This window comes from Gordonia sp. CPCC 205333 (genome assembly GCF_048537885.1).
Lineage (GTDB): Bacteria > Actinomycetota > Actinomycetes > Mycobacteriales > Mycobacteriaceae > Gordonia.
The window spans coordinates 132208-155847 of sequence record NZ_JBCLVI010000003.1 but is presented as its reverse complement, the minus strand read 5'-3'; the positions used below and the strand labels follow the sequence as shown (position 1 = coordinate 155847).

Here is a 23640-nt window from a genome sequence, read left to right as displayed (position 1 = left end):
CTACGCAGCGATGGTAGTGATTACCCGCCGGTAACGGATCGTTAGCGTCGGCTCGGCGGGTCAGTCGCGGCAGAGCCGTCACTCGCCGAACATCGGGCGCGGATCGAATGTCACCCGCACCGCGGTGATCATGCCGCCCTCAACGTGAGTCCAGTTGGCCACCTGCATCGGTGCCTTGTCCGCGATACGGAGCTCCGACCAGGTGACGACATCGGTGCCACCAGCGAGCCGAAGGCGCACGTCGTTGCTCGTGGTCGCGGCGAACATTCCGCCGAGGCCGTCCAGGAATTCGTCGGCACCACGCGTCGAACCGAGCGCACCGTCGAAGGTGACGTCGGGTGCCAGGTAAGGCCGCAGGGGCTCCGGGTCGCCAGCAGCCCAGCTGGCGAAGTAGAGCTCGGCGATCTCGCGAGGCGAGGGGCAAGTGCCATCTGCATGTGTCATGACTCCATGATCACCAGCCCTAACCTAGAAGTCCAACAGCTAGTTATGATTGGCAGTATCATTCCGAGTTATGGAAATGCATCAGCTGCGGTACGCCTGCGAAGTATCTCGACGGGGCTCATTCACTGCAGCGGCTGAAGCATTGCACGTCAGTCAGTCCGGAGTCTCCGCACAGGTCGCGAAACTGGAGCGGGAGTTGGGGGTGCGGCTCTTCGAACGCGGCTCACGAACGGCCACTCCAACTCGCGAGGGTGGCACGCTGTTGCCGCAGATAGCCGCCGCGCTCGATGCAGTAACGCGGGTCCGTGCGGTCGCCGACGAACTCCTCGGCCTCACCCGCGGCCAGGTCCGGATCGGAACTGTCATCGGCTGCACGATTCCCGGCTATCTTGCCGCCTTCGCCGAGTTTCGTCGGGCATATCCGGGGATCTCCGTGACGGCCCGCGAGGGCAACTCGGTCGATCTCGTAGCCGCACTCGCCTCGGGGGAACTCGACGTCGCGCTGATCGCCCACGCCGATCCATTACCCGCAGCTATCGATGCGCACACCATTATCGACGAGCCATTAGCAGTAGGCGTTCCCGTCGGACATCCCTTGGCATCGCGAGGGTCCATTGCGCCGCGAGAATTGGCCAATCAGCAGGTGATCACCCTTGCGCCGGGTACCGGTATCCGCTCGGCACTGGAAAAGACCTGTGCCGCAGCGGGAATCGAGATCGTTCCGGCAGTCCAGGTCTACTCCCCCGAAGCCGCGCTGTCTCTCGCGGCGCGGGGCACCGGCGTCGCGGTACTTACGGCATCAATGATCGGTACACCGCTGGCGGCTATCAATATCCGAGGATCGGCGCACGCGTGTCTGTCGTTGGCAACTCGCGGCGAACCCTTCGCAGCGGCGCGTTCCTTTACCCAAATTCTGCGCACACAGCTCGGGGGAACGTGAACCGCTGCCCTATCCCGTCGCCCAATCGACCGGGATTGACACAAGCTCGCCGGTCGTCCGAGCCAGATGATCGATCCCCGAATGCGAGTTGATGACTTGAATGTCAGGTGTACGAGACAGCTCTTGCAGTAGCGCGAGTGTCCGGCGAGCGGCCGGGCGATCAGCCGCCGATACCCATTGGTACTGCTTGAGCGGATAGATCGGTTCGGGGGAACTGTCGGTGGTCAGATCGGAATAGGTGGCATCACCGGCATGCAGCAACCATCCGCGGCCAGTCTTGATCGCAACCCCGCAGTGACCGACGGTATGCCCCGGCAACGGCACCAGGACGGTGTCTGGATCAATGTAGGCAGCATCATCGACGCCATGCCAGGTACCCCTACCGGAGTGGAGCTCCCAGCGCGGCCCGTGCGCCCAAATGTTCTGGCGATACGAGATTTTCGAGCGAAGCGAACCGCTCTGCGCGGTGTCGTACTCGCGCTGGGAAACGTGGACACGTGCGTCCGGAAAATCCATGATTCCGGCGCAGTGTTCGCTATGCAGATGCGTCAGCACGATATCGGTGACATCCGATGGCGAATACCCCAGGGCCTCAACCTGATTCACTAGCGCCAGCGCTGGCAACCGCGGCGGCCGAATGAAGAATCGCTCGAAGCTCAGGCCCCTCGAATCCGCGAGGAGCGAAATGCTCAATCCGGCGTCGACCGCGACCAAACCTTGGGGCCGTTCGATCAACAGACATTGAGTGGGAACCTCGCCGCCTGCCGGCGGCCGCAGGGTGCCACAGTCCAGGACATGAATTTTCGCTGGCATTACAGTTTTCCTTCTTGTGTGTCGCAAAGATTCGTCAAGTGAAAATCCCCGAGTTCCGGCTTGGTCAACATCTCAGTCATGGCGCGCCGGTTGAACGGCCACAGATCCACTGTTCCGCCCTCGGTCAGGTACCAGGAATCACATCCGCTGTTCCACACCGTCGGACCGAGCGCCTTGGTCACCTGCTTGTTGAAATCAGCAGTCGCGTCCTCGGTGACCTCGACCAAGTCCACAACGCCGTCCCGGTACATATCGAGCCACTGCACGATGTACCGCGCCGTGAGTTCTGCGGTGTACTGCAATGAGATCGACCCGGTCGGTGAATTCGGACCGAGAACCGTGAACATATTGGGAAACCCCGGAATCGCTGTCATTCGATATGCGCGTGGCCCTCGTTGCCATATCTCGTCAATGGCGATCCCGTCGCGCCCGCGCAAGTCCATCGGCCGCATATAGTTGTGCGCGGCGAAGCCCGTGGCTAATACGATCACGTCGACTTCTCGATGATTTCCGTCTTTGGTCTGTATACCGGATTCAGTGATGAAATCGATCGGCGTAGACACCAATTCGGCATTTTCGGCTGCTATTGCGCGGTAGTAGGACCCTGACACGACTTGCCTTTTGCACAGCGGCTCGTCTTGCGGAGTAAGTGCCTCCCGCAGTGACTTGTCGCGCACTTGCGCCCGGAGACTCAGTCGCGCCGACTGCTGAATCAGGCGCCGGCGCCAACTCGGAGTCGTGGTGACATCGGCCAAGATTCCCGACGCTGTGAGTAACGCGCGGTACTGCGCCTCACGCACCCGAGGCAATCGACGCAGCAGCGCGCTGATAACGCGCGGCTGGCGCATCCCCATCGGTGACCACATGATCCACTGGGGGCTGCGATTGAAGTGAAATATTCTCGACGAGCCCTCTTGGAGTGCCGAGATAACCTGCACGCCAGTCGATCCCGAGCCGATAACCGCGACTCGCCTACCGCTGGTATCGAGCGCGTCATTCCACCGGGCGGTGTGTACTACGGGACCGGCGAAATCCGTGAGGCCTGCGATGTCGGGAACGTTCGGATGGTGCAGCACCCCGGTAGCCATCAGGACGAAGTCGGCCTTGAGGGTTCTCCCGGCGCTTGTGGTCACCGCCCATTCAACTCCTGTGAAATGGCTCGATATCACTTCGACACCGAACGTGATAAACCGCCGGATGTCGTATTGATCCACGACATCCGCCAGATAGGTCTGGATCTCGGGGCCAGTCGCGAAAATTCGTGACCAGTCGGGCTTCGTCGCAAAGGAGTATTGGTAAAGGTTCGACGGAACGTCACACGTGAGTCCCGGATAGTGATTCCAGTGCCATACACCGCCAACATCGGTCCCCTTTTCGACGATCGTCAGGTTGGAATATCCGTGTTGCGCAAGCGTAATCGCAGTAGCGATACCGGCCATTCCCGCTCCAACAATGATTACCCGTGGGTTTCTCGTCACTTCGTTCATGAGGCACTCCGAAATCAAGGATGAAGATATGTAAAGGTCGTCAGCGGGATGCAGCCAGAATGAACACTGTTCAGTGAACTCGGTTCAAGCCTGCCACGACCCCGTCGGAACGTCAACCCCGTGCGCCCATCGGTCGCCGCCAGGGTATTGACAACCTTCAGCCCGAACGTAAGACTGAACGTCGTTCATTGAACTGTGTTCAATATGTAAGGAAGCCGCATGACCGACCACCCCCCACTCCTCAGCCGCATTATCAGCCCGCGACGCGACACGAATCCGGACCGCCTTCGCAAAGCGGCCGATGGTAAGACCATCCTCGTGACTGGTGCGTCATTCGGCCTAGGCCAGGCAACGGCGCGCAAGTTGGCAGCTGCCAATGCACACGTCATCTTGACCGCGCGTACAACCGAACGACTTGATGACACAGCCAATGCGATTGCAGCGGCCGGCGGCAGAGCATCCGTATATTCAGCTGACCTCACCAATGCGAACGCCATAGGTCAACTAGCACAACGGATTTCAGATACCCACGGTGCGCTCGACGTCATCGTCAATAATGCCGGCATGTCGATGCGCCGCTCGCTGGAACTGCAGTATGAGCGTCCACAAGACTTCCAGCGCACGATCGACGTCAACTACCTCGGTCCGGTGCGCTTGCTCCTTGGACTCTTGGAGCCGATGCGCTTACGCGGCAGCGGTCACGTAGTGAATATTTCCACCATCGGTGTGCGGGTCGCCCCGGGGCCACGGTGGGGTGCCTATCAGGCTTCCAAGGGAGCATTCGACATCTGGCTACGCAGCGTCGCACCAGAATTGCACCAGGATTCGGTCTCCGTGACCTCGATCTATATGGCATTGATACGCACTCGAATGAGTGCCCCAACGCCAAGTATGCGCCACATCCCGGGGTTCAGTCCCGACGAAGCTGCGGACGTCGTCGCCAAGGCCATCATCGACCGGCCCCGCACGCTAGCGCCGTGGTGGGCCGGGTCGGCCGACGTTCTCGCCGCCGCCATCCCGGGTCCGATTGACCGCAGCATGCGTCTCATGCATCGTCTGTCGAACGACTCAGCGGCAGCGGGGAAGGTCAACAATGTTTGAGAGTGATGTTGTCCAAACAGCTTTCGCAGCGGCGGTATCGTCACGCGTCCTTCGCACCACTCCCACCCAGATCTATCGGATCATCCGCGCTCTGGCCGCGGGCGGCGGCACCAACCCGGCCTCCCTCCTGCGTATCGCCGCGGCACGCTGGCCCGACCGCGCTGCAATCATCGACGATGCCGGTGTCCTCAGTTATCAACAGTTACTCGACGGCGCCGAAGCGACGTCGCTTAACATGCACCACCGGTATGGCATCGCCAGCGGAACCACGGTGGCGATCATGTGCCGGAACGGTCGCGGTTTCGTCCAGGCAGTCTTTGGTGCCGCCCTGGTGGGTGCCGATATCGTCCTGCTCAACACCGACTTTCCACCGAGCACATTGGCGACGACGCTTCGAGAGCAAAAGATCGAGGTGGTACTCGGAGACGACGAATTCTTGAGCACACTCGCCGCTGCCGCTCCCGCGGTCACTGTCATATCGCCGACGCAACCGGCTCCCGACACTCTCGCGCCACTTGCGCCAAGCGATCGCGATATCCAACTGGTGATCCTTACCTCCGGTACGACGGGCACTCCGAAAGGTGTTCCCCGCCAACCCGGCCCGTCCCAAGTCCTCGGTGTCGCGGCCACCATTCTGCGGCGCACGAAGCTACGTGTCGGCGATCGCGTGGTTATCGCCGTGCCCTTCTTTCACGCCTTCGGACTGGGTTCACTGTTCTTCTCAGTCGCTCTCGGCGCCACGATGGTGACGCGACGACGCTTCGACGCCGAGACCACACTCGCGCTCAGTTCTCTTCAGCGCACACATGCGCTAATGGCGGTGCCGATAATGCTGTCTCGTATTCTCGACCTGCCGGACGAGGTGCACTTACGTAACCCAACGCCGACGATGCGAGTCATCATGTCCGGCGGCGCACCGCTCGACCCAGCACTGGCCACCCGCCTGCTCAGCACCTACGGACCAGTCCTGTTCAACGGATACGGATCGTCGGAGGTCGGTATCGGTGCCGTTGCCACCCCGGCCGACCTCGCCAGATCGCCTGGCACAGTGGGTAAACCAGTGGCCGGCTCTCCGTTAAGAGTGCTCGACGAGCACGACAGAATTGTGCCGCCGAATGTCACCGGGCGAATCTTCGTCGGCGGACGACTTGCCTTCGACGGCTACAGCAGTGGTGACAACAAGGCAGTCGCGCAAGGGATGACCAGCACGGGCGATATGGGATTTGTCGACAATTTCGGGTGCCTCCATATCGTTGGACGTGAGGATGACATGATCGTCAGCGGCGGTGAAAATGTCTATCCGCAGGCGGTCGAGAATGCCCTCGCCGAGCACGCAGACGTTCTCGACAGTGCCGTAGTTGGGTCACCCGACAACGAATTCGGCCAGCGTCTGGTCGCCTTCGTCGTGGTACGAAAAGATCGCAAACTCACCGAGCAGGCCTTGCGTGCCTATCTGCGCACTGCGGTCTCGCGATTCGAGCAACCACGCGACATCCACTTCATCGACGAGATTCCCCGAAACCCGTCGGGAAAAGCGCTGAAGCGACAGCTCTCTCAAGACATCCTGTCCCCCAATGCCATTGACTGAACCAACCGACACGTCTCACGACGTAGTCACGAGAGGACTTTCGATGTCCGTCAATCACTCAGCCTCGCCCAATACTGGTGAACCCGCCTACAAGCGCCGTGACGTCACTTTCGGCTCACACGGGTCGCCCTGCGCCGCATGGCTTTACGAGCCACCTTTCGAGAGCTCATCGCCGCGACCGGCACTTGTGATGGCCCACGGTCTCGGTGCGGTTCGCGAGCTCCGGCTACATGAATTCGCAGAACGTTTCGCACGATCGGGCTATGCAGTCCTAGTCTTCGACTATCGACACTTCGGCGCGAGTGGTGGTCACCCTCGGCAGGTCGTCGATATTGCTGAACAGTTAGAAGACTGGCACTCCGCACTCGCCTATATCCGCGCTCACCCGGATGACTTCGATCGCGAACGCATCGCCATCTGGGGAAGCTCATTCGGCGGCGGCCATGTCCTTCAAGTAGCAGCCGACGACGGAAAGCTCAGTGCCGTCATATCGCAATGCCCGTTCACCGACGGCCCGGCGTCGTTCATCGCGCGGATTCGTACCGCCCCAATCAGCGCACCAATTCTGCTCGTTGCCGGGCTAGTTGATCGGATCGCCGAGCTATTCGGACGGGATCCGGTGCTCATCCCCATGGTCGGCACCCCGGCGATGCCGGCCTTCTTGGCAGCCCCCGACGCACTGCCCGGAGCCCTCGCGCTCGTTCCACCGAGCGCACGTCTCTCGGGGCGCACCGCGCGCACGCTCGGTCGATTTCCGTCGATCGTCAAACACTTGCCGGCCAAGATCGATGCGGTGAGCGACCGGCCAATCAACCCACTGGACGACATTTGGGGTGTCTTGGAGAGCGAGGACGGAAGTCCGCTTATGCGCAACGCCATCGCAGCGCGCTTGGCCTTGACGATCGCACGCTACCGTCCGGGCAAGGCGCTCGCCGAGACATCCATTCCCACGCTGGTGTGTGTGGGAACGGATGACTCTGTAGCACCCGCCGCCGCCACGATCAAACATACGGTCGGACTCGCGCATGTGACCCAACGGTCTTATCCCACCGGACATTTCGACATCTACGTAGATCCCTGGTTCGAGCGCGTGGTGTCAGACCAGATTGAGTTCCTCACTCAGCACGTACCAGTGTGAGGCACCCTGAATACCAATAACGCTAGTCGCGAGTCAGCTTCCGGTGCGTCACCCGATGCGGGCGGGCCGCGTCGGCGCCAAGGCGTTCAACCTTGTTCGCTTCGTATGCCTCGAAGTTACCTTCGAACCAGAACCATTGTCCCTCTTCGACATTGCCCTCCCACGCGAGAATATGGGTACAGGTCCGGTCGAGGAACCAACGGTCGTGGCTAATGACAACGGCGCAACCGGGAAACTGATCGAGCGCGTTCTCCAGTGAGCCAAGTGTTTCGACGTCGAGGTCGTTGGTCGGCTCATCGAGGAGGATCAGGTTGCCGCCCTCTTTGAGCGTCAGCGCCAGGTTGAGGCGGTTACGCTCACCACCGGAGAGCACCTCGGCGCGTTTCTGCTGATCGGGCCCCTTGAAGCCGAACGCACTCACATAAGCACGCGAGGGCATCTCATTCTGACCGACCTCGATGTAGTCGAGTCCATCGGACACGACCTCCCACACCGTCTTCTTCGGGTCGATATTCGCGCGTGACTGGTCGACGTAGCTGAGCTTCACTGTGTCGCCGACCTTCACCGTGCCTGAGTCTGGATCTTCAAGGCCGACGATCGTCTTGAACAGCGTGGTCTTACCGACACCGTTGGGCCCGATGACACCGACGATACCGTTGCGCGGCAAGGTGAATGACAAGTCTTTGATGAGTAGCCGGCCGTCGAAGCCCTTGTCGAGGTTTTGCACGTCCACCACCACATCGCCCAGTCGGGGCGGCGTCGGGATCTGAATCTCCTCGAAGTCGAGCTTCCGCGTCTTCTCGGCCTCGGTGACCATCTCGTCGTAGCGGGCAAGGCGGGCTTTGTTCTTGGTCTGGCGAGCTTTCGAACCCGAACGAACCCACGCAAGTTCTTCCTTCAACCGCTTCTGCAGTTTCTGGTCCTTCTTGCCCTGAACTTCCAGGCGCTCGGCCTTCTTCTCCAGGTATGTCGAATAGTTGCCCTCGTAGGGGTGCAGCTTGCCGCGGTCGACTTCGCAGATCCAGCCCGCGACATGATCGAGAAAGTACCGGTCGTGTGTGACGGCAAGGACCGCGCCGGGGTAGCTGGCGAGGAATTGCTCGAGCCACAGCACCGACTCGGCGTCGAGGTGGTTGGTCGGCTCATCAAGCAGCAGCAAATCGGGTTTCTGCAACAGCAACTTGCACAGCGCGACGCGACGTCGCTCACCACCGGACAGATGGGTGACCGGTGAGTCCCCGGGCGGACAGCGAAGTGCGTCCATCGCCTGCTCGAGCTGGGAATCGAGATCCCACGCGTCGGCGTTGTCCAGGTCTTCCTGGAGCTTGCCCATCTCCTCCATGAGTTCGTCGGAGTAGTCGGTGGCCATCAGTTCGGCGACTTCGTTGAAGCGGTCGAGCTTGACCTTGATCTCGCCCATCCCCTCTTCGACGTTCTGCTTGACCGTCTTCTCCTCGTTGAGAGGCGGCTCTTGCATGAGGATTCCGACGGTCGCCTGTGGGTCGAGGAATGCTTCACCGTTGGACGGCTGGTCGATGCCGGCCATGATTTTGAGGATCGACGACTTACCCGCGCCGTTCGGTCCGACCACACCGATCTTGGCGCCGGGATAGAAGGACATGGTGACGTCGTCGAGAATTACCTTGTCGCCGTGCGCTTTCCGCACTTTCTTCATGGTGTAGATGAACTCAGCCATATTCGACCTTCCTTATTGCGGTGTCTCGGCGTGTATGACCGGCGGCACGCTCGAGGCCGCACCCGATCGCTGGTATCTACATTCTATCCGGGCCTGATCTGACAATTGCGGCCGGTCAACCGTCGATACGCGATACGGCGACATGCCGATTGGTACAAATCTTGAGCTTCATCACAGTGGCGGCTCTGATTCAGGTTCAGATAAGGCAAAGCAATTACGGTAAAGAAAGCGGTCATTCCTGACCACCGCGACGAAACCGTCGCGGGCGTCGCCGCTGCCTGATCGAACATCGTTGCACAACAATCTGATTCGACCACACCGTAGGGAAATATGGCGACCACACCATCACAAACGGACGCACACGAACCACCACAGTCCGACGTATCGCGCGAGGATCGCGAGCCAAATCGCATGCTGCGCAGCATCTTCCGATACGACCTGCCCGCCTCAATCGTAGTCTTCCTCGTCGCGCTGCCACTGTCCATCGGCATCGCGATCGCTTCAGGGGCCCCGGTGATGGCAGGCCTGTTGGCCGCCATCGTCGGTGGCGTTGTAGTGGGCGCAATCGGCGGGTCTCCACTGCAGGTCAGCGGCCCCGCCGCCGGACTGACCGTGGTGGTCGCGACGCTGATCGATCAATTCGGTTGGCAGACAACATGCTTCATCACAGTGGCAGCCGGCATCCTGCAGATCCTGTTCGGCCTCAGCCGAATTGCCCGCGCTGCGCTGGCCATCGCCCCGGTGGTCGTCCATGCAATGCTCGCCGGCATCGGCATCACCATCGCCTTGCAGCAGGTACATGTTCTGCTCGGCGGCTCATCGCAAAGCACCGCATGGGAAAACATCACCGCGGTACCGAACCAACTCGCCAATCTTCATCTCAACGATCTGTTGATCGGTTCGGCGGTCATCGCCATCTTGCTCGGCTGGAAATACCTGCCGACGTCGGTGCGCCGGATTCCCGGCCCGCTCGCCGCGGTTGTGATCGCCACTGTCGCCGCCGCACTACTCGGCCTTTCGGTTGAGCGGATCACGCTCGACGGTTCGTTGCTCGACGCGGTCGCACTGCCGGCCTTGCCGCAGGGAGCCTGGGGCAGCGTCGCAGTCGGCATTCTGACCGTCGCGTTGATCGCCAGTGTCGAAAGCCTCCTCTCTGCCGTTGCCGTCGACAAATTGCACACCGGACCACGAAGCAACTTCGACCGCGAACTCATCGGCCAAGGTTCGGCCAACGTCGTATCCGGCATGATCGGCGGACTTCCGGTGACCGGCGTCATCGTTCGCAGCTCCACCAACGTCGCAAGCGGTGCGAAGAGTCGCGCGTCGGCGATTCTGCACGGATTCTGGATACTTCTCTTCTCGGTCGCTCTTGTTGGTCTGGTTCAGCAAATCCCCAAGTCGGCACTTGCCGGTCTGTTGATCGTCATTGGCATCCAGTTGGTCAAACTCGCACACATCAAGACGGCCCATCGGACCGGTGATCTGTGGGTTTACGCGGTCACCGTTGTCGCGGTCGTCTTCCTCAATCTGCTCGAAGGCGTCCTCATCGGCCTGGCGCTGGCGGTTGCAATACTGTTGTGGCGCATCGTCCGGGTCAACGTCGATGCCCGCAACACCGGTACCGAGGCCGAGCCCCGGTGGTTCATCTCGATCACCGGGTCGAGCTCATTCCTCGCACTGCCACGCCTGACCAGTGCATTCGCGAATATCCCCGCCGGCTCCCCGGCTCGCATCGAAATCGACGCCGACTATCTCGACCACGCCTTCTCCGAAGCTATCGAAGATTGGACCAGACAACATCGCGCGACCGGCGGCACGGTGGAGATCGTCGAACTCGGTTCGGCACGTATCGAGGCATCTAAGGCACATCCGCCGCGGCGCGGCACAGCCACCGCTCAGCATCTGCGCGATGCACTCGCGCCGTGGAGCCGGCGGCATCGGTCCGGCTCGCAAAGCCATCCGCCGGCGTTGCGCTCACTCCTGGACGGCGTCGACGACTTCCACTCGAATCACGCGGACCTGTTGCGCCCACACCTCACCCGGCTCGCCGACAGTCAGGACCCTGACTCCTTCTTCCTGACCTGCTCAGATTCCCGAGTCGTACCGAATGTGATCACCGCGAGCGGCCCCGGTGACCTGTTCACCGTGCGCAACGTCGGCAACCTGGTACCCGTCGATCAATCCGACGTCTCAGTGGATTCGGCTCTGGCATTTGCCATCGACGAACTCAACGTCTCATCGGTGATCATCTGCGGACACTCCGGCTGTGGCGCCATGAACGCGTTGTTGTCGAATAGTACTGCGGCGCAACCTATTCAAGAGTGGCTTCGCCACGCCGATCCTGCGTTGGCCGCGTTCCACGCGGGACATCCGGTGGCCAGGGCCGCAGCCGCAGAAGGGTTCAGCGAAGTCGACCAACTCGCAATGGTGAACGTGGCTGTCGGTCTGCAGACATTGCAGCGGCATCCAGTGGTCGGTCGTGCCCGTGCCGACGGCCGGGTGCGTATCGCTGGCTTGTTCTTCGACATCGGCACAGCGCGAGTTCTGGAGATCACGACCAGCGGGATTCGACATCTCGCCGACAATGCCGAACTTCCCGAACCGCCTGCGACGCTCGCCGTCGAGCACGCGGACAGCTAGTCGTGGGGACCAACCGGGCTGAAACCTGCGCCGAGAGTTCAGTCGGGGGAACATTCCCCTCGCCGACGCTCGCACCGCAGGCTTCAGCCCGGCTGGAAACTGCGGCCTCAGCCGCCAAGAGGGCACACCTGCCTCGCGGTCAGCTATCCGGCAGAGTTCATCCCGCGCCCGCCCGACACCCAGCGAACAACCTACGCGGCCGTCCCCTGATCTACGCCCTCGGCGCGGTCGGCGTCCGCAGCAGCAGCGGGAGAAGGCTTTTCGTCGACCGTCACCACTGGCCGCGATGGCGGTTCATGGACCGGGGTGCCGCGGTAGGTCACCACGCAGCGACTCAAATCGAGGCCAATCGAAGCCGCGGACATCTCTAAGTCCTGACGCTTGGTCCCGTCCGACGCCACGTACTCATTCGTCTTGATCTGGCCGTGAGCAATGATCGGTCGGCCCTTGGCGATCGCCAGCCCGACGCCGGCGAGTAGTCGGCGCCAGCAACTGATCGTGAGATAGAGCGTCGGGCCGTCGGACCAGACATTGTTCTGTTTGTCGTGTCGGCGCGAATTGCACGCGACACGAAAGGAGATGACTTCCTCCCCCGCCACGGTACGTCTGCGCCGCGGATCTGAGATGACTGTCCCGATGACGGTCGTGTAGGTCTCAAACATTGCCCGACTCCTCCACTGTGACAACAGTTCTGCTGGTACCACGCCAGGCGTGGCCCTTCCAGCATCGCTGGTACCCCCGACCGAGGAGACGTCCGCGACGTCGAAACACGCAGACCTGTGGACGACCGCGAACTGCTGAACGAGTGTGGAAAACTCAGCCCTTGCGGTTGAGCTGCTTGAACATTTCGTTGTAGCTGTCGAGTTCGGCGTCGTGATCGCGCTCGGCATTTCGGTCAAATCGCTTGGCCTGCTTGTTGTCCTGGCGGCTCCACTGCACCAGCAGCGACAACATCACGATGACCAGCGGGATTTCGCCTGCTGCCCAAGCGATTCCACCCCCCAATCGCTGATCGTCGAACAGGCTGTAGGCCCAGGGCAGGTGCAGATTGCGGTAGTAGCTCTCGGCGATCACATTGTTGCTCATCATCAACGCGACACCGAAGAACGCGTGAAAGGGCAAGGTGCCAAGCACCATAGCGAGTTTCGCGATCGGCGACAGCTTGCGCGGCGCCGGGTCGATCCCGATGACCAGCCAATAGAACACGTAGCCGCTTATCAAGAAATGCGCATTCATCGCGAGGTGTGCGGCGTGATAGTCAACAGCAATCGCGAACAGGCCACCGAGATACAACACATAGAAGCTGCCGACGAAAAGTACAACGGCCACAATAGGATTGGCTACGAACTTGGCGAATTTGCTGTGGATTGCGGACTGAATCCATTCACGCGGGCCGGGCGGATTGCCGCGCCCTGCGACCGGGAGTGCCCGTAGGGCGAGTGTCACCGGTCCACCCAGGACCAACAGAACCGGAATCAACATCGACAAGATCATATGCCCGATCATGTGAATGCTGAACATCGCCGGTCCATAGACACCCAGTCCCGACGACGAGGCGAAGAGCAGACATAGGCAGCCCAATACCCACGCGACGGTCCGACCGACCGGCCAGGCATCGCCCCGCTGACGCAGCCGCCACACACCGCGCAGGTATACAACACACAGCACGATGGCCGCGGTGCCGAAGATCAAGTCGAAACGCCAGTCCCCGACGATGCGTCCGAACGTCGGCGGAGCGTCGATACGGTAGCCGATCACAGTCTCGGCAGGTGTCAGTTGCGAAGTGTCGATTGGTGGGGGTGGTGTTTTCGAAAGTCCCGCCGCGATACCGAAGGTGACCGCGAAGACCAGGGATTCGACGAGCGCGAAGCGGACGAACAATTCTCGACGAGGGTCAGTGTCGTCGGAATCGAGCGAGGAGATTGTGCGTCGCCGATGCCATGCCCCGAGCGCACCGAGGACCACCAGAGCCACCACTTTGGCCAGAATGATTCGGCCGTAAAGGTCGCTGAACAGATCGCCAATCGGTACCCGGATGAGCGCGTTCACCACACCGCTCACGCCGACGACGATGATGCACCAGAAGGCGACCCGCGAGAAACGTCTGACCGCGAGCGCGCGCCAATGACCGCCCGCAAACGCATAGGCCGCCACTGCGAATAGGCCGCCCATCCATATCGCGGCGCCACCGATGTGCAGGATCAGGCTGTTGGTACCGAGGTCATGGTCGCCGCCCGCTGAGGAGTGTCCGGCCAGCGCGACCGGCAGCAATGATGCCGACGCCAGCAGCAGGACGGCGAATACCCATCCCCATCGCATCGTGACTCGGGCAGCGATCGCTGTCAGTATCGCGAGTACCGCCGTCCATCCCCAGGTGCGGGCGTCCGCGACCTGACCGTACGCGGTGATCAGATTATGCATCTGCAGCGTCTTGGGCAGCGACTGACCGCTGACGTTGGAAATCGACAGTGGGATCAGCAGTACCGCGCAGACAGCCCAGATGATCGACGCCATCGAGGCAATCTTCATCGCGCGATAGCCACCGATGTCGAGTAGTCCATCGCGCTGGGGCGGCACGAAAAACGCACCGAACAGCGCTGATCCCAGCGCGATCGACGCGCTCAACTGTCCGAGGGCGGTGAGCGCGGGAAGTCCGTAGGTGGTGATTGGGCCCGGATCGGGAACACCGGCCAGGGCGATCGCCGACGACGCTGAAAACGCCGTAACCGCGACTGCGACAATCGCGCCGACCCAACCAAGAACCCAGGTCAACGCACCTACGACGCCGCGTTGAGAATCCATCGCGTCGCGCACGGGTGCCTCGATCGTCATGAGGTCCACTGTATTCGGCGGCAGGTGTGCGCTGACTAAGAGGCTTGGCACCGCCCGCACGACCCCCGGGCCGAAGGCGCTGTCGTATACTCACCTGGCCGTGCCAAGCCTCCGTAGCTCAGTTGGATAGAGCGAGGGCCTTCTAATCCCTAGGTCGCAGGTTCGATTCCTGCCGGGGGCACCAAGATCAGCAGCCGAAGACGACCCACGAGCATCGCTGGCAGGAGGTGGCTTCATGATCAAGGTCTTGGCGTTCGACACCTTCGGCACTCTCACCGATTGGCATACCGGCGTGAGTCATGTACTCGCACAACAGTTCCCGACGATCGACAGCTCTCAACTCGCCCGCGATTGGCGGCGGACCTATGCCCCCGCCCTCGCGGAAGTCGAGTCTGGAGCACGCCCCTGGACTCTGCTCGATGAACTTCATCGGGAGGCGTTGGACCGCCTCCTTCGGAATTCGCACGGCATCACTGCGACCCAAACACAGCTCGACGCCGCCGTTCACGCATGGCATGTGATCCCCGGCTGGCCGGATGCAGCTGATAGCATCCGCCGCCTCAAGGCCAGGTTCATCGTCACAGCGCTCAGCAATGGAAACGTCGCACTTCTGACGGAGATGGCGAAGCTCAACGGCTTTGACTGGGACTTCGTCGGTGGCGCCGATATTTGGCACCACTACAAACCGGCACGCGAGGTCTACCTCGGAATCGCGGAATTGATGCAGGTTCGCGCCGACGAGGTGCTGATGGTCGCCGCCCACAGCTCAGACCTCGCGGCTGCGCGGTCATGTGGGCTACAAACCGCGCATATCGATCGGCCGCGAGAGTGGGGTCCCGAAGCCAACGCAGAGACGCCCGATTCGCTCAACACCTTTCACGCGAACGGCCTGGACGACCTCGCGGACCAACTGGACTGCTAGGCCCGGTTGAGCTCATCCCACTCCCGTGCAACCTTCATGCAACCTTGCGCCAAATAGTGTCTCCACTCACAGTCGGCACACAGCGTGTTACCCATCACTATCGCCGACACGTCCCGGTCACACGGTCGACACAGCCAAGTGATCGGGACGGGCTTTTCTTGACACGGATGCTGATCGCACCGTGCCATCCGCGCACACTGCGCCCTAGCCTGAGGAGACCCGTGACCGAGATTCACCACGGAGGCGTCGACGAATCCGACGAGTCCGACGACTACCTGGCCAAACGCACTTTGAGATCAGGATCGGCGGGTTGGATCCTGCTGGCCGGCCTGGGCGTTAGCTACGTGATCTCCGGCGACTACGCCGGCTGGAACAACGGGATAGCCGAAGGCGGCTTTGGCGGTTTGGGGATCGCGGCAATCATCATCGCGGGCATGTATTTGGCGATGGTGCTTGGCATGGCCGAACTATCGTCGGCGCTGCCCGCAGCGGGCGGCGGGTATACCTTTGCCCGACGTGCACTCGGCCCGTGGGGTGGATTCGCCACGGGCACAGCAATTCTCATCGAGTACGCCATTGCGCCGGCGGCGATCGCCACCTTCATCGGTGGCTACGTCGAATCCCTCAACCTGTTCGGTATCACTGATGGCTGGTGGGTATATCTAGCGGTTTATGCGATATTCATCGCCATCCACCTCACCGGCGCCGGTGAAGCACTCAAGGCGATGTTCGTCATCACGGCCATTGCCCTCGTGGGGCTGGTGATCTTCGCGATCGCCGCTATTAGCCATTTCGACTGGTCCAATCTGACTGATATCGTTCCGACCGACGCCGTCGGCGCCAATGAATGGCTCCCACAGGGATACCTGGGCATCTGGGCTGCGATCCCGTTCGCGATCTGGTTCTTCCTCGCTATCGAGGGCGTGCCGCTGGCCGCCGAAGAAGCACGTGAGCCGGAAAAGAACGTCCCGCGCGGCATCATCATCGCCATGCTGCTCTTGATCGTCACCGGCGCGGCAGTCTTCTGGCTCGCAACCGGAGCTCTCGGGGCAAACGAAACGTCAACTGCGACAGACCCTCTCGTAAAGGCACTGGGCGATTCAGGTGTCGCCAAAGTGGTCAACTACATCGGCCTGGCCGGGCTGGTCGCCAGCTTCTTCTCCATCATGTACGCCTATTCCCGGCAGACCTTCGCCTTGTCACGGGCCGGATACCTGCCAAAAGGCTTGTCAGTCACCAACTCTCGCAAGGCGCCGACGTTGGCGCTGATCGTGCCCGGTGTCGTCGGCTTCATCCTGTCACTCGCTGGCGAGGGGGCGACGCTGCTGAACATGGCCGTATTCGGTGCGGCACTGTCGTACGTCTTGATGATGATCAGCCACATCGTGCTTCGAGTCCGAGAGCCATCGATGCCCCGGCCGTACCGCACACCGGGTGGCATCGTCACCACCGGCTTCGCGTTGATCATCGCCGCGGTCGCGGTTATCGCAACCTTCCTCGTCGATCCGACGGCGGCGCTATGGACTCTCGGTGCATTCTGCGTGTTCATGCTGTACTTCGCGTTGTACAGTCGGCATCACCTGGTGGCCAACTCCCCGGATGAGGAGTTCGCCGCACTCGCCGAGGCCGAAAAGGAACTCGAATGATCCGCACCCAGAAGCTCGCGGGTGTTACATACACGTTCTCCTCGATGGTCGAGTTGATGGCCAAGGCCACGCCGGCCCGCTCGGGCGACGTACTCGCCGGGTGCGCCGCCGAATCCGACGCACAGCGCGCCGCGGCGCAGTGGACTCTCGCCGAGGTCCCGCTGACCGCCTTCCTCGAAGAACTCGTCGTTCCGTACGAGACCGATGAGGTGACCCGCCTCATCATCGACACCCACGACCGCGTCGCATTCGCGCCACTGGCTTCGTTGACAGTCGGCGGTCTACGTGATCATCTTCTCGCCACCGTAACCCGACCCGACGCCGCTGCCCGATTCGCGGCGATGTCACCGGGACTCACACCGGAAATGGTTGCCGCCGTAAGCAAACTGATGCGCAACCAGGATCTCATCGCGGTGTCCCGAGCGATAGTGGTGCACAGCGCTTTTCGCACCACCATCGGGCAACCCGGCACCCTGGCGACGCGATTGCAGCCCAACCATCCGACCGACGATCCACTCGGCATTGCGGCCGCGACACTCGACGGACTTCTCTTGGGTTGTGGTGATGCGGTAATTGGCATCAATCCGGCCACCGACTCGCCTCGCGCGACATCGGATCTCCTACATCTGCTCGACGACATACGCGTGCGCTATCAGATTCCCACCCAGTCCTGCGTGCTGAGTCATGTCACGACCACTGTCGGACTCATCGAAGCTGGCGCGCCGGTCGACCTGGTATTCCAGTCCATCGCAGGCACCGAAGGCGCCAATTCCGCTTTCGGCGTAGGTGTTTCGCTTCTGGAGGAGGCCAACGAAGCCGGTCGCTCCCTGCGTCGCGGTACCGTCGGCGACAACGTCATGTACTTGGAGACCGGGCAGGGCTCGGCGTTATCGTCGGGTACGCACCTGGGCACCGGTCAAATACCCGTCGATCAGCAGACACTGGAGACTCGGGCCTACGGACTTGCACGTCATCTTGAGCCGCTGCTGGTCAACACCGTCGTCGGATTCATCGGTCCGGAGTATCTCTACGACGGAAAGCAGATCATCCGAGCCGGACTGGAAGATCATTTCTGCGGCAAACTCCTCGGTCTGCCGATGGGCGTCGACGTCTGCTATACCAACCACGCAGAAGCCGACCAGGACGATATGGACACCCTGCTCACCCTGCTCGGCGCGGCGGGCGTCGCGTTCGTAATCACTGTGCCTGGCGCCGACGACGTGATGCTCGGCTATCAGTCGCTGGCATTTCATGACGCACTCTATGCGCGTCGCACTTTGGGTCTGCGCCCCGCGCCTGAATTCGATGCCTGGTTACGGGCGCAAGGCATGGCCGACGAATCCGGTGCCCTGCACGATCTGGCGCTGGACGCCTCCCCGCTGCGCGCTCTGACCGAGGCAGTCACGCGATGACGAGTCCCGACTTCTGGTCCTCGCTGCGCTCGGTCACCCAGGCACGAATTGGCTTGGGACGCGCGGGAGATGCGTTGCCAACCGAGCGGGTCATCGAATTCGCCGCCGCACACGCTGCTGCCCGCGACGCCGTGCACCTCCCGCTGGATATCGACGAGCTATCCAGTGCACTCATCGAATTGAAGGTCGGCACTCCGCTGGCGGTCACCAGCCTCGCGACCGGGCGCGGCGAATATCTACGCCGCCCCGATCTTGGGCGCCTGCCCGCCGGTCTCGACTCGCTGCCCGACTCCCCCGGCTACGACGTCGCGATCATCCTCGCCGACGGCCTGTCTCCGCGCGCGGTCGGCACTCATGGGCCAGCGATGGTGGCGGCGCTGACAGCCGAGTTGGCACCGGATCTCACCATCGCACCGCCGGTCATCGCTACTCAAGCGCGAGTCGCGCTCGGCGATCACATCGCCGATGCCCTTTCGGCCACAACGGCATTGGTTCTCATTGGCGAACGCCCCGGCCTGTCGGTCGCGGACAGCCTCGGGATCTATCTCACCCACCGCCCGCAGCCGGGTCGCAGTGACGCGGAACGCAATTGCGTCTCGAATATCCATCCGCCGGACGGCCTGGGCTACACCGAAGCGGCGCGCGTCGTGGCGAGCTTGATTGCGGGCGCCCGACGCTTGGGCCGGTCAGGAGTCGATCTCAAGGATTCGTCACGCGACGCCATCGAGACGGTGACGGCCACCGCACTGGATTGACAGCCGGGACCCGGTCTCACCCAACGATCAACTCCCACAAGCCATCTCCGCCGACCCGCTCAGCCTCTCCGGCGACCACGTCATCCCAATGCTGGGTCGAGCCGAATTCCGAACACCACCGCAGGGCCGGCATCGTGTATCGGTGCAGCCGATGCTCAACTGTGGTGCCGATTGCGCCGAGAGTCTGATGGGCGTTTCGAACCACCGTCGATGCCGCGTGACCGGCACAGGAGCGCGCGACCGCGATATCGAATCGCAGGCGTTCCAACGGCATGCCTCCGCTCTGGTATGCGTCGGCTGTACCAACCGCGGCGTCGACGGCCGCCTTCGTCAGCGCTGTCTGGGCGGCGGAATCGGCCAATATCTGTTGCAGGGCCTGGAATTTCGACAACGGCCGCCCGAACTGCGTCCGCGTCGTCACATGTTCGGTGGTGAGATCATTGATTTCGGCGAGCGCACCGACGACCTGGATGGATCTACACAGCGCACCGCGCAACATAAAGAGCTCTACGGTCGTGGCGGTGACGATCGCATCGCCGACCTGTGGCGCACTGACTTCCCACTGTCCAGCCGTTTCATACAGCGCCACAACACTTTCCGCGCCGTCGACCCGCTCTACGGCAACCTCCCGTCCGTCGGCGCCGATCAGGCCCGCGCCACGCAATACCGCGTCGTCGACGAGGCCCGCCTCTCGCAGCAGCCACCCCGCCAGCACGTCACTGCCGACAATTCCAGTCGTAACCGACTGTCGTGCAGCAGTTTCCAGCACAAATGCGACTTCGATCCACCCCGCTCCACTGCCGCCCGACGACGTCGGCGCCAACAGGCGCGCGAGTCCGATGTCGTCGAGTTGCCGCCAACGTTGGGCGGCGGGGAGATCTTCCGCCGCGAGCCGCGCGAAGACCTCACGCACCGTCGATACGAAAACCGGATCCAATTCGCTCATCGCAATCCCAACTCCTTGGCGATCACTCCGCGCAATACTTCGTTAGTGCCGCCGCGCAGGGTGAATCCGGGGCGCTGAACTAACGCGCGATCGGCCATATCCCGCAACGACAATGAACCGTCGCGGACCACGACTCGGTCGGCCAGTTCGGCGATATCGCCCTCCTCCGACGTCCCGAGCACTTTGACCACCGCGGCCGCCGACGCTACCGATTCGCCCTGTTCCAGCGCCCCAGCCACTGCCGACGACATTCGATGCAGTCCAGCGATTCTCGCGATATGCGCACCAAGGTCGCTATGCCGTCGCGTATTTCCCGACGCCGTGTCGTCCACAAGCCCTGCGAGCAGTCGGTAGGTCGATAGGAATCGTTCGGGTCCGCTGCGTTCATAGGACAGCTCCGACGTCACCTGGGCCCAGCCCTCACCAATTGTGCCGAGCACCATGTCATCGGGTACGAACACCTCGTCGAGATGAACCTCGTTGAAGTGGTGTGCTCCATCCATCGACAGAGTCGGCGAGATGGTGATGCCGTCGCTGTCGAGCGGAACGATGAATTGACTGAGTCCCGCATGCCGATTCGCGTTGTCGACGGCCTCGGTCCGCGCGAGTAGGAAGAACGCATGGGCCAGCTGCGCACCCGATGTCCACACCTTGGTGCCCGACACCCGCCATCCACCGTCGACACGAACGCCTCGCGTTCGCACTGACGCCAAATCCGAACCGGCGTCGGGTTCGCTCATTCCGATTGCCCAGAACAGCCGTCCGGCGGCGATGTCGGGCAGGTATCGATGCTTCTGCGCCTGGGTCCCATAACGCAATAACGACGGCGCTGCCTGACGGTCGGCGATCCAGTGAGCCGCGACCGGTGCACCAGCCGCGAGCAATTCCTCGGTGACCACGAAGCGTTCGGTGAACGACCGACCGCGCCCGCCGTATTCGACCGGAATAGTCATGCCGAGCCAGCCACGCTCGGCGAGCGCCGCGGTGAAGTTCTCGTCCCAGCCGCGCAGCCAAGTGTCGACGTCGGGAGTGAACCTTCCCGCGGTCACCTGCTGGTCGATAAACTCGCGCACCTCTCGGCGAAGCTGTCCGAGCGCAGGACTTTCGGGGTGGTATCCCGGAACCAACGCCATGTCAATTGCCCGTGTACTCGCCGTCGCGACGTTCGAGGAATGCGCTGACCGCCTCACGATGATCGTCGGTGTGATGCGCGATTGCCTGCATCGTCGCCGACATCTCCAGAAGCTGATCGAGGTTCTGATGCTGGGCCCCGCGTAGAAGTTTCTTGGCCATGCGCACGGCGATCGGTGGGTTGACCGCGATCCGTCGCGCCAATTCCGTTGCCTGCGAGAGTAATTCGTCCGGTGCGACAACTCGTGAGACGATTCCCCACTCCAGGGCGGTCGCCGCATCGACCCGATCACCGGTCAGCGCCATCTCCGCTGCGCGAGCCGGGCCGACGATACGTGGCAATAACCAGGCTCCGCCGTCACCGGGAATGATGCCGAGTTTGACGAAACTCTCCGCGAAGAATGCCGACGTCGAGGCGATCCGCAGGTCGCACATGAGAGACAGGTCGCAGCCGGCACCGACCGCTGGCCCGTTGACCGCCGCGACGATCGGAACCTCGCACGCGTAGAAGGCCCGCGGAATCCGCTGAATACCGTCTCGATAGCCGGTGCGCTGCCGATGTGATGCTCCGCCGAACAGACCGACCCCGGCGGCCATATCTTTGACATTACCGCCCGCCGAGAAGGCTGATCCGGCACCGGTCAACACAATCACCCGCACCGTGGTGTCGCGGTTGACCCGCGCTACGCCGTCGACCAGCGCGTCGATCATGTCATCGCCGGATATCGCGTTGCGCGTCTCCGGCGAGTTGAGGGTCCAGATCTCGATCGCGCCGTCGCGGGTGACCAGCAGTGGCGATATGTCCTGCGGTGTGGTGTCCGTCATATCTATACCTTTACCCGCCGACTGCGTTGAAGCTCGTCGCGCCCCCGGGTCACCCGGCCGGAGAACCGTCAGAGCAGTTCGAGAATGGTGGCATTGGCCATGCCACCGGCCTCGCACATCGTCTGGAGCCCGTAGCGAATTCCGTTGTCGCGCATGTGATGGACTAACCGCGTCATCAGGATCGCGCCGGATCCACCGAGTGGGTGACCCACCGAGATTGCGCCGCCAACTGGATTCAGCACGTTGTCGCTCGCACCGGTTTCGGCCTGCCATGCCAGCGGTACCGGCGCAAAGGCCTCATTGACTTCGAATACGCCGAAGTCGGCGATCGACAGCCCTGAGCGCTTGAGCGCCTTCGCGGTCGCGGCGATCGGCGCGGTGAGCATGATGACCGGATCGTCCCCGGCCAGTACCGCGGTGTGCACGCGGGCGATCGGTGTCCACCCCTGCTCTGTCGCGAGTTCGCCGGTGGTGATCAGGACCCCGCCCGAGCCGTCGGAGATCTGCGACGAGTTACCCGCGGTAATCACACCGTCGTCGGCGAATGCCGTCCGCAAGCCGGCTAGTTTCTCCGCGGTGGTGCCGCGTCGCAATCCCTCATCCTGCGTCAAGCCCCCCTCGAACGGCGCCAATTGTCCGTCGAAGGCACCCGAGTCAATTGCCGCGGCGGTCCGCTCATGCGATCGGGCCGAATACTCATCGACCTGAGTTCGGTTCAATGCCCATTTCTTGGCCACCATTTCCGCACCGAGCCCCTGGTTGAACCCGTCGACGCCGTATCGGTCCAAAACCGAAGCGGGATAGGGCTTTCCGTCGCCGCGCGCAGACCCCATCGGAACTCGACTCATCGATTCGACACCGCCGGCGATCACGTAGTCGTAGTGTCCGGCGATCACTCCGGCCGCTGCGAAATGCACAGCCTGTTGGGCCGATCCACATCGGCGATCGACGACGGTCGCCGGAACCGACTCGGGCCACCCCGCGGCCAATACGCCGACACGTCCGATGCTGCCCGCTTGATCGCCGACCTGGCTGACACACCCCCACACGACGTCGTCGATGATTTCCGGTGCGAACCCGTTGCGTTCCTGCAGCGCGCTGAGCACATGCGCGGTCATATCACCGGGATGGACGTCGGCTAATGCGCCGTTGCGCTTTCCGATAGGTGTACGTACCGCGTCGACGATTACGGCATCTCGCATGACTCTGACCTCCACATCGGGCGGCGGACCGGCGGCCCACCAAGCAAGCACTTGCTAGTGGCTCACCATACGCGGGCTCGTGTGGCCCAGAACACGCCCCTCACGCCCCGCGCCGATCAAGC

The 23640-nt window shown here is 62.2% G+C and carries 19 protein-coding genes and 1 tRNA gene; 10 read left to right on the top strand and 10 right to left on the bottom strand.

The features are described 5' to 3' along the window. Positions 1 to 78: 78 nt before the first annotated feature. On the bottom strand, positions 79 to 444 hold the full coding sequence (locus AAFP29_RS10905) for a nuclear transport factor 2 family protein (protein ID WP_419217398.1): 366 nt from the start codon (positions 442 to 444) through the stop codon (positions 79 to 81). A gap of 70 nt (positions 445 to 514) precedes the next feature. Between AAFP29_RS10905 and AAFP29_RS10900 the strand changes: the two genes are divergently transcribed. Further along, positions 515 to 1384, top strand: a complete 870-nt coding sequence (locus AAFP29_RS10900) for a LysR family transcriptional regulator (protein ID WP_419217397.1) — start codon at positions 515 to 517, stop codon at positions 1382 to 1384. Positions 1385 to 1393: 9 nt separating this feature from the next. Here the strand turns inward: AAFP29_RS10900 and AAFP29_RS10895 are convergent, their stop codons facing one another. Continuing rightward, a complete protein-coding gene (locus AAFP29_RS10895; protein ID WP_419217396.1) occupies positions 1394 to 2197 on the bottom strand; it encodes an MBL fold metallo-hydrolase in 804 nt (267 codons plus the stop codon). Then, positions 2197 to 3684 (bottom strand): flavin-containing monooxygenase, encoded by a 1488-nt coding sequence (locus AAFP29_RS10890; protein WP_419217395.1) that lies wholly within the window; start codon positions 3682 to 3684, stop codon positions 2197 to 2199. The genes AAFP29_RS10895 and AAFP29_RS10890 overlap by 1 nt, the downstream gene beginning before the upstream one ends. Positions 3685 to 3903: 219 nt before the next feature. Here AAFP29_RS10890 and AAFP29_RS10885 point away from each other — a divergent pair, with 219 nt between their 5' ends. The 3 genes from AAFP29_RS10885 to AAFP29_RS10875 are packed head-to-tail and all read left to right on the top strand — an operon-like array spanning position 3904 to position 7511. Continuing rightward, positions 3904 to 4785, top strand: a complete 882-nt coding sequence (locus AAFP29_RS10885) for an SDR family NAD(P)-dependent oxidoreductase (protein ID WP_419217394.1) — start codon at positions 3904 to 3906, stop codon at positions 4783 to 4785. After that, on the top strand, positions 4778 to 6373 hold the full coding sequence (locus AAFP29_RS10880; RefSeq protein WP_419217393.1) for an AMP-binding protein: 1596 nt from the start codon (positions 4778 to 4780) through the stop codon (positions 6371 to 6373). Before AAFP29_RS10885 ends, AAFP29_RS10880 begins: the two co-directional genes overlap by 8 nt. A gap of 43 nt (positions 6374 to 6416) precedes the next feature. After that, positions 6417 to 7511, top strand: coding sequence for an alpha/beta hydrolase (locus tag AAFP29_RS10875; RefSeq protein ID WP_419217392.1), 1095 nt, complete (start codon positions 6417 to 6419; stop codon positions 7509 to 7511). 22 nt (positions 7512 to 7533) lie between these two features. Here AAFP29_RS10875 and ettA read toward each other — a convergent pair whose 3' ends face one another. Next, the gene (ettA, locus tag AAFP29_RS10870; RefSeq protein WP_419217391.1) at positions 7534 to 9207 is read right to left on the bottom strand and encodes an energy-dependent translational throttle protein EttA; all 1674 of its coding nucleotides are present in this window, start codon (positions 9205 to 9207) and stop codon (positions 7534 to 7536) included. Between the two features lie 330 nt (positions 9208 to 9537). On the opposite strand from ettA, the gene AAFP29_RS10865 reads away from it, so the two are divergent. Beyond that, a complete protein-coding gene (locus tag AAFP29_RS10865; RefSeq protein ID WP_419217390.1) occupies positions 9538 to 11847 on the top strand; it encodes a SulP family inorganic anion transporter in 2310 nt (769 codons plus the stop codon). A 191-nt stretch (positions 11848 to 12038) separates the two neighbouring features. Here the strand turns inward: AAFP29_RS10865 and AAFP29_RS10860 are convergent, their stop codons facing one another. Further along, on the bottom strand, positions 12039 to 12509 hold the full coding sequence (locus AAFP29_RS10860) for a single-stranded DNA-binding protein (protein WP_419217389.1): 471 nt from the start codon (positions 12507 to 12509) through the stop codon (positions 12039 to 12041). A gap of 154 nt (positions 12510 to 12663) precedes the next feature. Beyond that, positions 12664 to 14679 carry a cytochrome c oxidase assembly protein gene (locus AAFP29_RS10855; RefSeq protein WP_419217388.1) on the bottom strand — a complete coding sequence of 672 codons (2016 nt, stop codon included), beginning with the start codon at positions 14677 to 14679 and terminating at the stop codon, positions 12664 to 12666. A gap of 107 nt (positions 14680 to 14786) precedes the next feature. Here AAFP29_RS10855 and AAFP29_RS10850 point away from each other — a divergent pair. The 5 genes from AAFP29_RS10850 (at position 14787) to eutC (ending at position 19414) form a co-directional block, all read left to right on the top strand. Further along, positions 14787 to 14863 (top strand) — tRNA-Arg (locus AAFP29_RS10850). A 51-nt stretch (positions 14864 to 14914) separates the two neighbouring features. Then, positions 14915 to 15601 (top strand): haloacid dehalogenase type II, encoded by a 687-nt coding sequence (locus tag AAFP29_RS10845; protein WP_419217387.1) that lies wholly within the window; start codon positions 14915 to 14917, stop codon positions 15599 to 15601. A 221-nt stretch (positions 15602 to 15822) separates the two neighbouring features. After that, positions 15823 to 17247 (top strand): ethanolamine permease, encoded by a 1425-nt coding sequence (gene eat / locus AAFP29_RS10840; protein ID WP_419217386.1) that lies wholly within the window; start codon positions 15823 to 15825, stop codon positions 17245 to 17247. Then, positions 17244 to 18659 carry an ethanolamine ammonia-lyase subunit EutB gene (locus tag AAFP29_RS10835; protein WP_419217385.1) on the top strand — a complete coding sequence of 472 codons (1416 nt, stop codon included), beginning with the start codon at positions 17244 to 17246 and terminating at the stop codon, positions 18657 to 18659. Before eat ends, AAFP29_RS10835 begins: the two co-directional genes overlap by 4 nt. Continuing rightward, positions 18656 to 19414 (top strand): ethanolamine ammonia-lyase subunit EutC, encoded by a 759-nt coding sequence (gene eutC, locus AAFP29_RS10830; protein ID WP_419217384.1) that lies wholly within the window; start codon positions 18656 to 18658, stop codon positions 19412 to 19414. The genes AAFP29_RS10835 and eutC overlap by 4 nt, the downstream gene beginning before the upstream one ends. Positions 19415 to 19430: 16 nt before the next feature. Here eutC and AAFP29_RS10825 read toward each other — a convergent pair whose 3' ends face one another. The 4 genes from AAFP29_RS10825 to AAFP29_RS10810 all read right to left on the bottom strand — a co-directional run bounded on the left by AAFP29_RS10825 (position 19431) and on the right by AAFP29_RS10810 (position 23518). Beyond that, entirely contained in the window at positions 19431 to 20360 is a 930-nt protein-coding gene (locus AAFP29_RS10825; RefSeq protein WP_419217383.1) for an acyl-CoA dehydrogenase family protein, read from the bottom strand. Beyond that, positions 20357 to 21493 carry an acyl-CoA dehydrogenase family protein gene (locus tag AAFP29_RS10820; protein ID WP_419217382.1) on the bottom strand — a complete coding sequence of 379 codons (1137 nt, stop codon included), beginning with the start codon at positions 21491 to 21493 and terminating at the stop codon, positions 20357 to 20359. Before AAFP29_RS10820 ends, AAFP29_RS10825 begins: the two co-directional genes overlap by 4 nt. A gap of 1 nt (position 21494) precedes the next feature. Then, positions 21495 to 22316, bottom strand: coding sequence for a crotonase/enoyl-CoA hydratase family protein (locus AAFP29_RS10815; protein ID WP_419217381.1), 822 nt, complete (start codon positions 22314 to 22316; stop codon positions 21495 to 21497). A 68-nt stretch (positions 22317 to 22384) separates the two neighbouring features. After that, the gene (locus tag AAFP29_RS10810) at positions 22385 to 23518 is read right to left on the bottom strand and encodes a thiolase family protein (protein ID WP_419217380.1); all 1134 of its coding nucleotides are present in this window, start codon (positions 23516 to 23518) and stop codon (positions 22385 to 22387) included. Positions 23519 to 23640: the final 122 nt, after the last annotated feature.

What these genes read in the sequence shown, in the direction of transcription:
- AAFP29_RS10905 (WP_419217398.1), bottom strand. Translation starts at nt 444, where the DNA reads ATGACACATGCAGATGGCACTTGCCCCTCGCCTCGCGAGATCGCCGAG.
- AAFP29_RS10900 (WP_419217397.1), top strand. Translation starts at nt 515, where the DNA reads ATGGAAATGCATCAGCTGCGGTACGCCTGCGAAGTATCTCGACGGGGC.
- AAFP29_RS10895 (WP_419217396.1), bottom strand. Translation starts at nt 2,197, where the DNA reads ATGCCAGCGAAAATTCATGTCCTGGACTGTGGCACCCTGCGGCCGCCG.
- AAFP29_RS10890 (WP_419217395.1), bottom strand. Translation starts at nt 3,684, where the DNA reads ATGAACGAAGTGACGAGAAACCCACGGGTAATCATTGTTGGAGCGGGA.
- AAFP29_RS10885 (WP_419217394.1), top strand. Translation starts at nt 3,904, where the DNA reads ATGACCGACCACCCCCCACTCCTCAGCCGCATTATCAGCCCGCGACGC.
- AAFP29_RS10880 (WP_419217393.1), top strand. Translation starts at nt 4,778, where the DNA reads ATGTTTGAGAGTGATGTTGTCCAAACAGCTTTCGCAGCGGCGGTATCG.
- AAFP29_RS10875 (WP_419217392.1), top strand. Translation starts at nt 6,417, where the DNA reads ATGTCCGTCAATCACTCAGCCTCGCCCAATACTGGTGAACCCGCCTAC.
- ettA (WP_419217391.1), bottom strand. Translation starts at nt 9,207, where the DNA reads ATGGCTGAGTTCATCTACACCATGAAGAAAGTGCGGAAAGCGCACGGC.
- AAFP29_RS10865 (WP_419217390.1), top strand. Translation starts at nt 9,538, where the DNA reads ATGGCGACCACACCATCACAAACGGACGCACACGAACCACCACAGTCC.
- AAFP29_RS10860 (WP_419217389.1), bottom strand. Translation starts at nt 12,509, where the DNA reads ATGTTTGAGACCTACACGACCGTCATCGGGACAGTCATCTCAGATCCG.
- AAFP29_RS10855 (WP_419217388.1), bottom strand. Translation starts at nt 14,679, where the DNA reads ATGACGATCGAGGCACCCGTGCGCGACGCGATGGATTCTCAACGCGGC.
- AAFP29_RS10845 (WP_419217387.1), top strand. Translation starts at nt 14,915, where the DNA reads ATGATCAAGGTCTTGGCGTTCGACACCTTCGGCACTCTCACCGATTGG.
- AAFP29_RS10835 (WP_419217385.1), top strand. Translation starts at nt 17,244, where the DNA reads ATGATCCGCACCCAGAAGCTCGCGGGTGTTACATACACGTTCTCCTCG.
- eutC (WP_419217384.1), top strand. Translation starts at nt 18,656, where the DNA reads ATGACGAGTCCCGACTTCTGGTCCTCGCTGCGCTCGGTCACCCAGGCA.
- AAFP29_RS10825 (WP_419217383.1), bottom strand. Translation starts at nt 20,360, where the DNA reads ATGAGCGAATTGGATCCGGTTTTCGTATCGACGGTGCGTGAGGTCTTC.
- AAFP29_RS10820 (WP_419217382.1), bottom strand. Translation starts at nt 21,493, where the DNA reads ATGGCGTTGGTTCCGGGATACCACCCCGAAAGTCCTGCGCTCGGACAG.
- AAFP29_RS10815 (WP_419217381.1), bottom strand. Translation starts at nt 22,316, where the DNA reads ATGACGGACACCACACCGCAGGACATATCGCCACTGCTGGTCACCCGC.
- AAFP29_RS10810 (WP_419217380.1), bottom strand. Translation starts at nt 23,518, where the DNA reads ATGCGAGATGCCGTAATCGTCGACGCGGTACGTACACCTATCGGAAAG.